Below are 13,652 nucleotides of genomic sequence, written 5' to 3' on the forward strand. Positions count from 1 at the left end.
CGGTAGTTCAGTTGGTTAGAATACCTGCCTGTCACGCAGGGGGTCGCGGGTTCGAGTCCCGTCCGTTCCGCCACTTATTAAGAGCCCTGAGCATTTGCTCAGGGCTTTTTCTTTGCCTGTAACTTTATTATTGCTGAATTCGCAAAAATCCTCTGCATTGTTCGCTCTTTTTCTATAAAGAGCAGAAGGTCATAATCCCCTCAGTTAACGAACATTGTGATTAAAAAGAGGAATTCTATGACAATCCCTGCATTTGGTTTAGGTACTTTCCGCCTGAAAGACGACGTGGTTATCGCTTCTGTTAAAACGGCGCTTGATCTGGGCTACCGTGCTGTCGACACTGCACAAATCTATGATAATGAAGCGGCTGTTGGTCAGGCGATTGTCGAAAGTGGCGTACCGCGTAATGAGTTGTACATCACAACTAAGATCTGGATTGAAAATCTTGGCAAAGATAAGCTGATCCCAAGCCTGAAAGAGAGCCTGAAAAAACTGCGCACAGATTATGTTGATCTGACGCTGATCCACTGGCCATCTCCAGGAGATGCCGTCTCTGTTGAAGAGTTTATGCAAGCATTGCTCGAAGCTAAAGAGCAAGGGCTGACTCGTGAAATTGGTATCTCTAACTTCACTATCCCATTGATGGAAAAAGCTATTGCTGCTGTGGGTGCAGAGAATATTGCGACTAACCAGATTGAGTTATCTCCATATCTGCAAAGCCGTAAGGTTGTTGACTGGGCGAAAGAGCACGGTATCCACATCACCTCATACATGACGCTGGCTTACGGTAAGGCGCTGAAAGATGAAGTGATTGCTGGCATTGCGGCTAAACATAACGCGACGCCGGCCCAGGTGATTCTGGCATGGGCGATGGGGGAAGGTTACTCTGTGATCCCTTCTTCTACCAAGCGTGAAAACCTGGCAAGCAACCTGCTGGCGCTGGAACTGCACCTTGATGCGGAAGACAAAGCGGCAATCGCTGCTCTGGATTGCAACGACCGCCTGGTTAGCCCGGAAGGTCTGGCGCCTGAGTGGGATTAATTGCCTGACCCCTCTGTGCCTTTAACCCTCTTTTACAGCTCCTTCGGGAGCTGTTCTTATATATTCACTTAAAAAATCGATGAATGCCCGAATACGAGTACTGACGGCACGATCGCTGTAATACACCGCGCTGAAAGGCATCTCGACTGGCAGTCGTTTATCCGCCATCAATTCGACCAGCTTACCCTGAGCGATCTCCTTATCAATCATATAATCTGAAAGACAAGCAATACCGTTGCCGTTCAGGCAAAGCTGCTTCAGCGTTTCGCCACTGTTCGAAGACAGGCCGCACTCAACCTCATGTAATTGTCCGTCACTACAGGCAATGGGCCATGTATTGAGCGAAATGGGTTCAGAAAACCCCAGACACAGGTGCTGCTTTAACTCTTCAACAGTCTCTGGCTTACCGAAGCGGGCAATATAGTCAGGTGAAGCAATAATCTTGCGGTAGCTGGTAAAGAGTGGACGTGCGCGCAGACTTGAGTCAGTCAAGGCACCGGCACGTATCGCAACATCCACTTTTCGTTCAATAAGATTGATAAATGTCTCTGAGGAAACCAGCGACAACGTCATCTCGGGATAGCGCTCACGGAAAGGTTTGATCAGGGGCATCAGGAAATGCAACATCACCGGTGTTGCCGCATCGATACGTAGCAGACCGCGCGGAGTATTACGCGACTCGATGATTTCCATTTCTGCAGCTGCCATTTCCTGCAGTACCTGCTGCACACGTCTGAAGTAACGCTCTCCTTCTTCAGTCAGGCTTAGCTGTCGGGTTGTGCGATTCAGCAAACTGACGCCCAGTTTCATCTCCAGCTTTTTTACTGCCCGACTGACCGCGGAATTGGCTTGTCCAAGCTGTTCTGCCGCCCGGCTAAAGCTACCGCTTTCAACTACGGCTACAAAAATCGCAAGTTCATCGGATGTCGCTTTCATTTTTGCACCTGAAGCAAAATTATATTGAGATTTTGAATATTTTTGTCATTAAAACATCCCGGCATACTACGTGTCATCTGATTATTGATGATATGGAGCTATTTATGCCTCTCGCTTTATTTGCACTCACAATAAGTGCCTTCGCTATTGGCACGACTGAATTTGTGATTGTCGGCCTGGTGCCGACCATTGCTGAACAACTGGCGATCTCTTTACCTTCTGCCGGGATGCTGGTTTCAATCTATGCGCTGGGTGTCGCGATCGGGGCGCCAGTATTGACTGCCCTGACCGGACGTCTGCCACGTAAGCAACTGTTGGTTGCGCTGATGGTTCTGTTTACGGCGGGGAATTTGCTGGCATGGCAGGCACCCGGGTATATGACACTCATTGTCGCCCGCCTGCTGACAGGCCTGGCACACGGCGTATTCTTCTCGATTGGTTCTACCATCGCGACAAGCCTGGTGCCAAAAGAGAAAGCCGCTTCCGCCATCGCCATTATGTTTGGCGGCTTAACGGTGGCGCTGGTGACGGGCGTGCCGTTGGGTACGTTTATCGGTCAGCACTTTGGCTGGCGCGAGACTTTCCTTGCTGTATCTCTGTTGGGTGTTATTGCACTGATTAGCAGCCAACTGCTGATCCCAGCCAACATCCCGGGTCGGGCGGCCGCCAGCATTCGCGACCAGGTGAAGGTGCTGACTCATCCCCGTCTGTTGCTGATTTATGCTGTTACAGCACTGGGCTACGGCGGTGTATTCACGGCATTCACCTTCCTGGCTCCTATGATGCAGGACCTGGCTGGCTTCTCGCCGGCAGCGGTAAGCTGGATCTTACTGGGCTATGGCGTATCGGTCGCTATCGGTAATATCTGGGGAGGTAAGCTGGCGGATAAACATGGTGCTGTCCCGGCGCTGAAATTTATCTTCGCTGCGCTGTTCGTCCTGCTGATGGTCTTTCAACTGACAGCCTCTACGCAATACGCTGCGTTAGTGACGATTCTTGTTATGGGGATCTTCGCCTTCGGTAACGTACCGGGGTTGCAGGTTTACGTGGTACAGAAAGCGGAACAATTTACCCCAAATGCGGTGGATGTGGCATCAGGTCTGAATATTGCTGCGTTTAATATTGGCATTGCGCTTGGCTCTGTAATTGGCGGACAAACGGTAGAGCATTATGGTTTAGCACAGACTCCGTGGATTGGCGCGCTGATTGTTCTGGTCGCTTTTTTACTGATGAGTATCAGCGGTCGCCTGGATAAACCGGTGCGGGTAGTATTGGGATAATTCATTGATGTAAGTACCCACTTACAAAACAAACTGTAATTGTTCGTTGAAAGTGAGTGCTAAAGTCCCTATAACAGAAGAACCAGTCCGGCTGCGGGCTGGTTGACGTTATAGAGGTTTGAAAGTCTAAAGTGCGAAAAAACACCTATGCCATGCGCTATGTTGCCGGACAGCCCGTTGAGCGGATTTTACCGCCTGGGTCATTTGCGCATATCGGCCAGGCATTACCTGCAGGCGTACCGTTAAGCAGTGAAGATCGCATTCGCGTGCTGGTGTGGAATATTTTTAAGCAACAACGGGCAGAATGGCAGTCGGTGTTGAAGAATTTTGGCAAAGACGCGCATCTGGTGTTATTGCAGGAAGCGCAAACCACGCCAGAACTGGTGCAGTTTGCGACCGCTAACTATCTTGCTGCCGATCAGGTTCCGGCCTTTGTGCTGCCCCAGCATCCCTCTGGCGTCATGACGCTTTCCTCCGCCCACCCCGTTTACTGCTGCCCATTGCGCGAGCGTGAGCCGATTTTACGGCTGGCGAAATCGGCGCTGGTGACGGTGTACCCATTGCCTGACACTCGGCTATTAATGGTGGTGAATATCCACGCGGTTAACTTTAGCCTTGGCGTTGATGTCTATAGCAAGCAGTTACTTCCGATTGGCGATCAGATTGCTCATCACAGCGGTCCGGTGATCATGGCCGGCGATTTTAATGCCTGGAGCCGTCGACGGATGAATGCGCTGTACCGCTTTGCGCGTGAAATGTCACTGCGCCAGGTACGCTTTACTGACGATCAGCGCCGCCGCGCGTTTGGTCGTCCTCTCGATTTTGTGTTCTATCGCGGTCTGAACGTGAGTGAAGCCTCTGTGCTGGTCACCCGCGCATCTGACCACAACCCGCTACTCGTTGAATTCAGTCCCGGCAAACCTGAACAATAACGGTGTGTCAGGTCTGCCGTAGGGCAGGCCTGTGATGGTGCTGCTCTTCATATTTCACAACAACCGAAGGACAACACAATGACAACACGCTCCCACCATGACAACGTCGAAAAGCAGTTTGGCTCTCAGGCTAATGCCTATTTAACCAGCACCGTACATGCTACGGGTCGTGATTTACAACGACTGGCGGAAAGGCTGTCTGCTTTTCCACAGGCACGGGTACTGGATATGGGATGTGGAGCGGGGCACGCCAGCTTTGTGGCTGCGCAACACGTACAACAGGTTGTGGCTTATGATTTATCGTCTCAAATGCTTGAGGTGGTCGCAGAGGCTGCAAAAGAGAAGGGCCTGGATAATATCACCACGCGACAGGGATACGCAGAGAGCCTGCCGTTCAGCGATTGCGCTTTTGATGTGGTGATTAGCCGCTATTCAGCGCATCACTGGCATGATGTCGGGCGCGCGCTGAGGGAAGTGAACCGCGTTCTGAAGCCCGGCGGTGTGCTGATTGTGATGGATGTGATGTCGCCAGGCCATCCGGTCCGTGATATCTGGTTGCAAACCGTGGAGGCGTTACGTGATACCTCACACGTACGCAACTATTCCAGCGGAGAGTGGTTGTCGTTAATCAATGATGCCAATCTGATTGCCGATACGTTGTTAACTGACCGTCTGCCGCTGGAGTTCAGTTCGTGGGTGGCACGGATGCGCACGCCTGCAGCGTTGAGCGACGCGATTCGTGTTTACCAACAGAGTGCTTCTGTTGAAGTGAAAACCTACTTTGCGTTGCAGGAAGATGGCTCGTTTACCAGCGACACGATCATGGTTGAGGCGCATAAAGCGGGATAAATAAAAAAGGCACTGGGGGGAAGCCAGTGCCTTCATTTCTACAATGCTATCAGGAGTCCGGCATGCCGTTGTTTTTCACAAACAACGTGAGCTGATCGCCTGGCTGCAGATTGTCCGTATCGTTGTTCCAGCGCATCACATCCTTGATGTTAACCCCGTGGCGTTTGGCAATGCTCGACAGCGAGTCGCCTTTACGCACACGATAGGTGATGCTATCGCTGTTATTAGCCAACCGCTGCGCGCTGGTACCCGCACCTACGGTCAGGCTTTGGCCCACTTTCAGCGATGATCCACGCAGATTATTCCACTGCTGCAGATCCTTCGTGCTCACGCCAAGACGTGCAGCGACGCCGGAAAGCGTATCGCCAGAGCGAACTTTGTAGCTACGGCTGTTCAGCGGCGTGTTATCCGCAACCAGCGTTGACTGTACGGCTGCAATTTCGCCGGAAGCCAAAGACTCACGCAGCTTCTCTGCATGCTTCTTTGGTACCATCACGTATTGCGGACCGCTGGCACCCAACGTGGAGCCTTTCACACCTGCATTGAAGGTCTTCAGCTTGCTGACGGAAATACCCGCCATATCGGCAACCTGAGCCATCTCAACCGGGCTGTTCAGGCGAACACGTGCCAACGCGCGGCTTTCGTCTGTAGTTGGCAGACGCACGCCATAGCGTTTGCTGTTTTTGAGAATATCACTCAACGCCAGCATTTTGGGCACATACTGCTTTGTTTCCTGAGGCAAAGGGAGCGACCAGAAATCGGTGGATTTACCCCGAGATTTGTTCGCTTTGATTGCCTTCATGACACGACCTTCACCGCTATTATACGCGGCAACAGTCAGCAGCCAGTCGCCATCAAACATCTTGTTCAGACGCTGCATCATGTCCAGCGCGGCAGTGGTGGAAGCCACAATGTCGCGACGTGCATCATAATTGCGGGTCTGTTTTAAACCATAATTGCGCCCCGTGCTCGGAATGATCTGCCAAATACCTGCGGCATTGGCGCCAGACGTTGCGTGAGGATCAAAAGCGCTCTCCACTATGGGTAGTAGTACCAGTTCCATAGGCATGTTACGTTTCTTAACTTGCCCGGCTATCCAGTACATATACGGCTCTGCCCGTAAAGTTACATCGTGGAGATAGCTCTTATTGCGTAAATACTTCTGTTTTTGTTCGCGAATCCGGTTGTTTTCCGGAATTCCCATCTTTAGCTCGTCACCAATGAAAGCCCACAAATCCTGATCAGCAGCGATAGATGTTCCATCGTCCATCCATCGCGCCTGACTTGTAAACTTTCCTGCTTCCCCTTGACCAGCTGCAGAAAGGCTCTGTGCGTGCTGTTGGACGTTACCAGTATTCTGGCACCCAACAAGCAGGACAGAGGCGAGTAATATCGCTTTTGCCTTCATGTGTGTGTCAATAGTTGCTTAAAAGACGACCGATCATAACGGCGAAGTTTTCAAAAGGCAACCCGGAATTGTCAGAACGTATCTTTCTTTGACCTTAACCATGCAAAACGCTCTTCAGGTTGTTGCAATATTGTTTCTTTGTTTATTTCGTTAATTAAATCAATATCTTCTGTTCTTAAAAAAAGATTATTTCGTCGCTCATTTTTCAGAATTACGGGTAGCGTCATTTGTTTTTTTACCCGTAACTCATTAACTTTACGATAATAATCATTAATAAACGAATCGTGCGGCAGAATGCTTAAGGCAAACTTCATGTTTGCTAATGTGTACTCATGGGCGCAGCAGATCAATGTATCATCAGGAAGCGCACTTAATTTATTAAGTGATTGATACATTTGGGTTGCTGTGCCTTCGGAAAGTCGACCGCAACCGCCAGAAAAGAGTGTGTCACCACAAAATAAGTAAGGATGGCTAAAGTAACAGATATGTCCTAAAGTGTGACCCGGAGTAGCAATTACCCTAAATTCATGCCCCAAAACGAGTGCAATATCGCCATCTTCGACTATATGGGTCGTTCCCTTATCTTGCGTTTCAGCCGGTCCGTAAACCACTAATTGTGGGAAATGTTGCAAAAGTTCTTTCACACCGCCGACGTGATCCTGATGGTGATGGGTGAGGAGAATGGCCTCTGGCACCCAGTGATATTCTGCAATGGCTTTCAAAACGGGAGCGGCTTCGCCCGGATCAACAATCAGGCAACGATTTTCATTATTTGTCAGGACCCAGATGTAATTGTCCTGAAATGCGGGAATACTGTTAAGATTCATAAATTACCTCTCAATGCGTAACGGAAGGTTGTGATGAAACCGGCAAGGATCCCTCAAACTGTCGTAGCGCCCGTTAGCTGGGATGATATGCCCTGGGGCGAACACTATCGTGAGGCGCTGGAACATCAGCTTAATCCGTGGTTCGCAAAAATGTACGGTTTTCATCTGCTTAAGATTGGTAATTTAAGCGCAGAAATCGATTCTGAAGCGTGCGCGGTTTCTCATCAGGTAAATGTTTCTTTGCAGGGTTCGCCCATGCAGGTCACAGCCGATCCTTTACACCTTCCTTTTGCCGATAAATCCGTGGATGTTTGCCTGTTGGCGCATACACTACCGTGGTGCGCCGATCCGCATCGCTTATTGCGTGAAGCCGACCGGGTACTGATTGATGATGGCTGGTTAATACTGAGCGGGTTTAACCCGGTTAGCCTGATGGGGTTGCGTAAGCTGGTGCCAGTGCTACGTAAAACACCGCCTTACAACAGCCGGATGTTTACCCTGATGCGCCAGTTGGATTGGCTCTCTTTGCTGAATTTTGAGGTGCTGCACTATAGCCGGTTCCACGTACTGCCCTGGGCGAAGCAGGGCGGTAAAATGTTAAGTGCGCATATTCCGGCACTAGGCTGTTTGCAGTTGGTTGTCGCGCGCAAGCGAACAATTCCGCTTACGCTCAATCCGATGAAACAAAGTAAAAGTAAGGCACGCATCCGCCAGGCCGTTGGGGCAACCCGACAATACCGCAAGCCAGATGCTTAAGACTCTGCCTGATACCCAACATCATCCTGGGTGGGACTCATTGCCGCAGCACGAGCAAGCTCATCGCAGCGTTCGTTTTCCGGATGACCCGCGTGCCCTTTAACCCATTCCCATTTGATTTGGTGCGGCCCCAGCGCGGCATCCAGACGTTTCCACAGATCGACGTTCTTCACCGGTTTTTTATCTGCGGTTTTCCAGCCGCGCTTTTTCCAGTTGTGGATCCACTGCGTAATGCCCTGACGCACATACTGGCTGTCCGTGCTGAGTATCACTTCACACTGTTCTTTCAGGGCTTCCAGCGCAACGATTGCCGCCATCAGCTCCATGCGATTATTGGTAGTGAGGTTGTAGCCTTCGCTAAAGGTTTTTTCGCGCCCGCGATAGCGTAAAATCGCCCCGTAACCACCTGGCCCTGGATTTCCCAGGCATGAACCGTCGGTGAAAATTTCTACCTGTTTAAGCATCTCTGGTAGACTTCCTGTTTTAGCAAATCGAAATCAAACGATAAGTCTGACATAAATGACCGTTATGAGCACTGGAATTACACGACAGGTAGTCCTCGATACCGAAACCACCGGTATGAACCAGATTGGCGCCCACTACGAAGGCCACAAGATCATTGAGATCGGTGCGGTTGAAGTGGTGAACCGCCGCCTGACCGGAAATAACTTCCACGTTTACCTGAAGCCGGATCGGCTGGTGGACCCGGAAGCGTTTGGCGTACACGGAATCGCCGATGAATTCCTGCTTGATAAACCCACGTTCGCCGATGTTGCCGATGAGTTTCTCGACTATATCCGTGGCGCGGAGCTGGTTATCCATAACGCATCGTTTGATATCGGCTTTATGGATTACGAATTCGCGAAACTCCATCGCGATATCCCGAAGACGAACACCTTCTGTAAAGTGACCGATAGCCTGGCGTTGGCGAGGAAAATGTTTCCTGGCAAGCGTAACAGCCTTGATGCGTTATGCTCACGCTATGAGATAGACAACAGCAAGCGTACCCTGCACGGCGCATTGCTCGATGCCCAGATTCTGGCCGACGTTTATCTGATGATGACCGGTGGGCAGACCACCATGGCGTTCTCAATGGAAGGTGACAGTCAGCAGCAGAATGATACGGGGATCCAGCGCATTGTGCGTCAGTCCAGTAAATTACGCGTTGTTTTCGCCACTGATGAAGAGCTGGCAGCCCATGAGTCGCGCCTTGACCTGGTACAGAAGAAGGGCGGAAGTTGCCTCTGGCGGGCCTAGTTCTGGTATTTACAGTACAGAAATGGTCATTCGGGTGATTTTTGCAGCAAACGATTAAAAAACGTGAGAAAAAGCGTTGACGAGGCGCGAGGCAATCCGTAATATTCGCTTCGTTCCCAAGCGGAACACAACGCGGAGTGGTAGTTCAGTTGGTTAGAATACCTGCCTGTCACGCAGGGGGTCGCGGGTTCGAGTCCCGTCCATTCCGCCACTATTCAGAAAGCCTGAATCAGAAATGATTCAGGCTTTCGTCGTTTTTACTGCCCAAAAAAATAAAAGCCTGCAACCATATGTTATTGCAGGCCTTGCTGTTACTCGCTCAGCGTCTGTGCGATATCTTTTTGCACCTGCTGGCGCTGTTCTGGGGTCAGCACTTTGTTCAGGTCAAAGTAGTATTTCACGCGGTAATAACGCGCCTGTTGTTCGATGTTGCTGAACGCCGAAAGCTGTTTTTTGACGGCTGCTTCATCCCATTTCCCGGACTTGATGACGTCAATTAGCGCGCCGTCTTTAACGTCTTTCACTGAAATCTGACCGACATTGGTTTCAAGCTGCTGGTGCAGTTTTTTAATCTGCGCCACCTGGTCGTTGGTCAACTTAAGGTGTTGAACGACCGGATCCTGGGCCGGAGCCGGAACATTAGATGTGGTTGCTGCAAGCGAGCTAAAAGAAGCGCCAGCCACGGTAACTGCCAGCAAAGTCATGCGTACGAAGTTTTTCATTATTGAAATCCTGATAAGGGAATTATCGACATTGTCTGCCACTCGCTGGTGACGAGTGATTATCCCTTGCAGAATACGTTGCCCGATGCATGTCGCCACGCGAATTTGTTTTGCGGTTGGTTACGGAGTGAAACAATCCCGCCGTGGATACATGGTCCGTGGCGGGAGGGAAGGCGAACTCTACAGGATGAAAGCGTCAGCATCCTGCCAGGCGGGAAACTTCTCGCGATACTCGCGTAGCGCCGAGAGTGACAACTCAGCGTCAATACGTGTGGCCTGATGCGGCTCGGCGGTGGCAATAATCTCACCCTGCGGATTAATCACCCGGCTGTCACCACGATAATGATGCCCGTTACCATCGGTTCCCACACGGTTACATCCTGCTACATACGCCTGATTTTCAATTGCCCGTGCGGTGAGCAGAATCTGCCAGTGCAGCGAGCGCGGTGCGGGCCAGTTAGCCACATACAAGGCGAGGTCGTAGTCGTTGCGGTTACGCGACCACACCGGAAAACGCAAGTCATAACAGACCAACGGTAGAATGCGCCAACCACGCCATTCAAAGATGATGCGCTCTTCACCTGCCTGATAATGCTGATGCTCATCCGCCATGCGGAACAGATGGCGTTTGTCATAGAGATGCACGGTGCCTTCGGGTTCAACCAGCAAAAAACGATTCACCGGCCCCCGTTCAGACTGTATCGCCGCGCTACCTGCTATCAGGGCATTCGTCTGCTGCGCTTTGCTACGCATCCAGCTTACAACTTCCTCTTGCGGCAACGATTTGTTTGCCGCTTCCATTGCAAATCCGCTGGTAAACATCTCGGGCAACACAATAACGTCACGCCCGGTGACGGTTTCCAGTTGGCGGTCGAAATGGCGCAGGTTGGCCGGGCCATCCATCCAGATCAGCGGTTGTTGCAGCAGCGTAATTTTTAAACCTGGCACGATCGAGGCTCCTCGTTGAACAGCATTTTGACACTGTAGCATGAGCCTTAACGAAAATGTGGCAATAAAAAGCCCCGCATTGAGCGGGGCTGAACGTTGTGCGTTAGCGTTATGCTGCTTCGACCTTACGCACCTTCTCTGGCAACTTTACCGGCTGAGTCGCCAGCGCCTCGGGTTCAAAGTCATCCACGTTGATGCTGCGCAGACGACTCGCCTCGGCTTTCACCAGAATTGCGGCTTCGTCTTTATCAATCAGCCCTTTGGCCAGCGCATTGTGCGCCAGTTCATCCAGGCGGGTAAACGGCAGGTTTTTACCCAGCTCTTTGCAGATCCGCTGGTGGATAGGGTCGGCTGCAATCACATCCAGCAGCGCCTCTTCCAGTAAGCCAACCGGGTTGTGTTCGCTTGGCGTCAGGTACTGACCGCGACCAAGACGAGAACGGGTGGCGCTTGGAACCTGCAAAATCTTCGCGACTTTATGATCCAGCTTGTCAGACGGTGCATGGTAGTGGCGACCGGTAGGGAAGATAACCACATTAAGCAAGCCTGCGACCAGACGGTTCGGGAAGTTTTTCAGCAGGTCGTCCATCGCCTGCTCCGCTTTGTACAACGCATCCTGAACGCCCCAGTGGACCAGCGGCAGGTCTGCTTCATTACGGCCTTCATCGTCATAACGCTTCAGCACCGCGGAGGCCAGATACAACTGACTTAACACATCACCCAGACGCGCGGAGATACGTTCACGGCGCTTCAGGCTACCGCCCAGTACGGCCATGGACACATCCGAAAGCAGTGCCAGGTTGGCGCTCAGACGGTTCAGGTGCTGGTAGTAACGTTTGGTCGCATCGCCGGTTGGCGTGCTGCTGGTTAAGCCACGCGTCAGGCCAAGCCAGAAGCTGCGCACTTTGTTACTGCCGACGTGACCGATGTGTTTGAACAGCAGCTTGTCGAACGCATTCACATCGTTACTCTGCGCCGCCGCCATCTCTTCGAGAACATACGGATGGCAGCGAATCGCACCCTGACCGAAGATCATCATGCTACGGGTCAGAATGTTGGCACCTTCAACGGTAATAGCGATTGGCGCGCCTTGATAAGCACGGGCGAGGAAGTTGCTTTCCCCAAGCATAATGCCTTTACCGCCAGTGATATCCATTGCATCGATGATTGACTGCTGCCCGCGGTGGGTACAGTGATACTTCACGATGGCCGACAGCACCGCCGGTTTTTCACCCAGCATAATACCGTAGGTTATCAGCGACGCCGCAGCGTCCATCACGTAGGCGTTACCCGCAATACGTGCCAACGGCTCTTCAATACCTTCCATCTTACCAATAGAGATTTTGAACTGGCGACGAATGTGCGCATACGCACCGGTGGCCATTGCGACCGATTTCACACCGCCCGTCGAGTTAGACGGCAGGGTAATACCGCGTCCTACGGACAGGCATTCCACCAGCATGCGCCAGCCCTGACCGGCCATTTTTGGGCCGCCGATAATGTAATCAATTGGAACAAAGACATCTTTGCCCAGCGTCGGGCCGTTCTGGAACGGCACGTTCAGCGGGAAGTGACGACGTCCAATTTGTACGCCTGGCGTTGAGGTTGGGATCAGCGCACAGGTAATGCCAAGATCTTCTTCGCCACCCAGCAGTTTTTCCGGGTCGGAGAGTTTAAATGCCAGACCCAGCACGGTAGCGATAGGCGCCAGCGTGATATAGCGTTTGTTCCAGGTCAGGCGCATACCCAGCACCTGCTGGCCCTGCCAGTCGCCCATACAAACCACGCCGGTATCAGGGATCGCGCCTGCGTCGGAACCCGCTTCCGGACTGGTCAGGGCAAAGCATGGGATCTCCTGACCACGTGCCAGACGCGGCAGGTAATGGTTCTTCTGCTCTTCGGTGCCGTAATGCTGCAGCAGTTCGCCTGGGCCTAATGAGTTAGGTACGCCAACGGTGATCGCCAGGATACCGGAAACGCCGGAGAGTTTCTGCAGAACGCGAGCCTGAGCATAGGCGGAGAATTCCAGCCCGCCGTATTCTTTCTTAATGATCATTGCGAAGAAGCGGTGTTCTTTCAGATACGCCCACAGCTCCGGCGGTAGATCCGCGAGTTCGTGGGTTATCTGGAAGTCGTTCGCCATGCGGCAGGCTTCTTCCACCGGGCCATCAATAAACGCTTGTTCTTCAGCAGTCAGATGCGGCTGAGGATAGTTATGCAGTTTTTTCCAGTCTGGCTTGCCCTGGAACAGGTCGCCTTCCCACCAGGTCGTACCGGCATCAATCGCTTCTTTCTCGGTGCGTGACATCGGCGGCATGACTTTACGGAAACCGCGGAACACCGGCGCAGAGATCATGGATTTGCGCATCGGCGTAAAGTTAAACGGTACGAGGATAATGGCCAGAGGAACCAGCAGCCAGACTGACCACAGGCCAGCCACGCCAAGCGCGGCCGTCCAGGCGAGCAAAATTAAGCTGCTGAGGAATAAGCTCACGCGGTGATAAAACAGAACGCTGAGCAAAACAACCGTAGCGATAATACTCAAAATCATCATAACGAAAAGCTCCCTTGCTTGTAGGAGGTCTGACCACTTGTGATGATATGGTTGTAGTGGATGTGAATTCTTTTAGCAATGTGTTTACAAAATAATTACAACAAAGCTCACATTGTTGTTGTTTTAACCGGCACAAAAAATC

Annotated in this window: 13 protein-coding genes and 1 tRNA gene; 7 read left to right on the plus strand and 7 right to left on the minus strand. The window is 51.7% G+C overall.

Features of this window, described 5'->3' with window-relative positions:
• The first annotated feature begins 237 nt into the window (after positions 1–237).
• A complete protein-coding gene (gene dkgB / locus OGY19_RS10085) occupies positions 238–1,041 on the plus strand; it encodes a 2,5-didehydrogluconate reductase DkgB (protein WP_115600939.1) in 804 nt (267 codons plus the stop codon).
• A 21-nt stretch (positions 1,042–1,062) separates the two neighbouring features.
• Here dkgB and yafC read toward each other — a convergent pair whose 3' ends face one another.
• Positions 1,063–1,977, minus strand: coding sequence for a DNA-binding transcriptional regulator YafC (gene yafC / locus OGY19_RS10090; protein WP_061067293.1), 915 nt, complete (start codon positions 1,975–1,977; stop codon positions 1,063–1,065).
• Between the two features lie 104 nt (positions 1,978–2,081).
• On the opposite strand from yafC, the gene OGY19_RS10095 reads away from it, so the two are divergent.
• The 3 genes from OGY19_RS10095 to OGY19_RS10105 all read left to right on the plus strand — a co-directional run bounded on the left by OGY19_RS10095 (position 2,082) and on the right by OGY19_RS10105 (position 5,038).
• Positions 2,082–3,257 carry an MFS transporter gene (locus OGY19_RS10095; RefSeq protein ID WP_115602361.1) on the plus strand — a complete coding sequence of 392 codons (1,176 nt, stop codon included), beginning with the start codon at positions 2,082–2,084 and terminating at the stop codon, positions 3,255–3,257.
• Positions 3,258–3,388: 131 nt separating this feature from the next.
• Positions 3,389–4,189, plus strand: coding sequence for an endonuclease/exonuclease/phosphatase family protein (locus OGY19_RS10100; RefSeq protein WP_048212545.1), 801 nt, complete (start codon positions 3,389–3,391; stop codon positions 4,187–4,189).
• A gap of 78 nt (positions 4,190–4,267) precedes the next feature.
• Positions 4,268–5,038, plus strand: a complete 771-nt coding sequence (locus tag OGY19_RS10105) for a class I SAM-dependent methyltransferase (protein WP_101743093.1) — start codon at positions 4,268–4,270, stop codon at positions 5,036–5,038.
• A gap of 49 nt (positions 5,039–5,087) precedes the next feature.
• On the opposite strand, the gene mltD is transcribed toward OGY19_RS10105, so the two are convergent.
• Entirely contained in the window at positions 5,088–6,446 is a 1,359-nt protein-coding gene (mltD, locus tag OGY19_RS10110; protein WP_115600938.1) for a murein transglycosylase D, read from the minus strand.
• Positions 6,447–6,517: 71 nt separating this feature from the next.
• Complete coding sequence (gene gloB / locus OGY19_RS10115; protein WP_115600937.1) at positions 6,518–7,273, minus strand: hydroxyacylglutathione hydrolase; 756 nt, start codon at positions 7,271–7,273, stop codon at positions 6,518–6,520.
• A gap of 33 nt (positions 7,274–7,306) precedes the next feature.
• Between gloB and OGY19_RS10120 the strand changes: the two genes are divergently transcribed.
• A complete protein-coding gene (locus OGY19_RS10120; protein WP_115600936.1) occupies positions 7,307–8,029 on the plus strand; it encodes a class I SAM-dependent methyltransferase in 723 nt (240 codons plus the stop codon).
• Here the strand turns inward: OGY19_RS10120 and rnhA are convergent.
• Positions 8,026–8,493 carry a ribonuclease HI gene (gene rnhA / locus OGY19_RS10125; RefSeq protein ID WP_048212540.1) on the minus strand — a complete coding sequence of 156 codons (468 nt, stop codon included), beginning with the start codon at positions 8,491–8,493 and terminating at the stop codon, positions 8,026–8,028. The genes OGY19_RS10120 and rnhA overlap by 4 nt on opposite strands.
• 64 nt (positions 8,494–8,557) lie before the next feature.
• Between rnhA and dnaQ the strand changes: the two genes are divergently transcribed.
• Together dnaQ and OGY19_RS10135 are read left to right on the plus strand one after the other, a co-directional pair.
• A complete protein-coding gene (gene dnaQ, locus OGY19_RS10130) occupies positions 8,558–9,286 on the plus strand; it encodes a DNA polymerase III subunit epsilon (RefSeq protein WP_075551413.1) in 729 nt (242 codons plus the stop codon).
• 134 nt (positions 9,287–9,420) lie between these two features.
• Positions 9,421–9,497 (plus strand) — tRNA-Asp (locus tag OGY19_RS10135).
• A 100-nt stretch (positions 9,498–9,597) separates the two neighbouring features.
• Here OGY19_RS10135 and OGY19_RS10140 read toward each other — a convergent pair.
• From OGY19_RS10140 to fadE, 3 genes are all read right to left on the minus strand, one after another.
• The gene (locus tag OGY19_RS10140; RefSeq protein ID WP_101743095.1) at positions 9,598–10,008 is read right to left on the minus strand and encodes a Spy/CpxP family protein refolding chaperone; all 411 of its coding nucleotides are present in this window, start codon (positions 10,006–10,008) and stop codon (positions 9,598–9,600) included.
• Between the two features lie 180 nt (positions 10,009–10,188).
• Positions 10,189–10,956: an amidohydrolase gene (locus OGY19_RS10145; protein ID WP_048212537.1), complete on the minus strand. Its 768-nt coding sequence runs from the start codon at positions 10,954–10,956 to the stop codon at positions 10,189–10,191.
• 109 nt (positions 10,957–11,065) lie between these two features.
• Positions 11,066–13,510: an acyl-CoA dehydrogenase FadE gene (gene fadE / locus OGY19_RS10150; RefSeq protein ID WP_048212536.1), complete on the minus strand. Its 2,445-nt coding sequence runs from the start codon at positions 13,508–13,510 to the stop codon at positions 11,066–11,068.
• Between the last annotated feature and the right edge of the window lie 142 nt (positions 13,511–13,652).

The organism is Citrobacter sp. Cy070 (assembly GCF_030332245.1).
GTDB lineage: Bacteria > Pseudomonadota > Gammaproteobacteria > Enterobacterales > Enterobacteriaceae > Citrobacter > Citrobacter youngae.

Bases quoted from the DNA above. Each gene is read 5' to 3' on its own strand.
- dkgB (WP_115600939.1), top strand. From the start codon at position 238: ATGACAATCCCTGCATTTGGTTTAGGTACTTTCCGCCTGAAAGACGAC.
- yafC (WP_061067293.1), bottom strand. From the start codon at position 1,977: ATGAAAGCGACATCCGATGAACTTGCGATTTTTGTAGCCGTAGTTGAA.
- OGY19_RS10095 (WP_115602361.1), top strand. From the start codon at position 2,082: ATGCCTCTCGCTTTATTTGCACTCACAATAAGTGCCTTCGCTATTGGC.
- OGY19_RS10105 (WP_101743093.1), top strand. From the start codon at position 4,268: ATGACAACACGCTCCCACCATGACAACGTCGAAAAGCAGTTTGGCTCT.
- mltD (WP_115600938.1), bottom strand. From the start codon at position 6,446: ATGAAGGCAAAAGCGATATTACTCGCCTCTGTCCTGCTTGTTGGGTGC.
- gloB (WP_115600937.1), bottom strand. From the start codon at position 7,273: ATGAATCTTAACAGTATTCCCGCATTTCAGGACAATTACATCTGGGTC.
- OGY19_RS10120 (WP_115600936.1), top strand. From the start codon at position 7,307: ATGAAACCGGCAAGGATCCCTCAAACTGTCGTAGCGCCCGTTAGCTGG.
- rnhA (WP_048212540.1), bottom strand. From the start codon at position 8,493: ATGCTTAAACAGGTAGAAATTTTCACCGACGGTTCATGCCTGGGAAAT.
- dnaQ (WP_075551413.1), top strand. From the start codon at position 8,558: ATGAGCACTGGAATTACACGACAGGTAGTCCTCGATACCGAAACCACC.
- OGY19_RS10140 (WP_101743095.1), bottom strand. From the start codon at position 10,008: ATGAAAAACTTCGTACGCATGACTTTGCTGGCAGTTACCGTGGCTGGC.
- fadE (WP_048212536.1), bottom strand. From the start codon at position 13,510: ATGATGATTTTGAGTATTATCGCTACGGTTGTTTTGCTCAGCGTTCTG.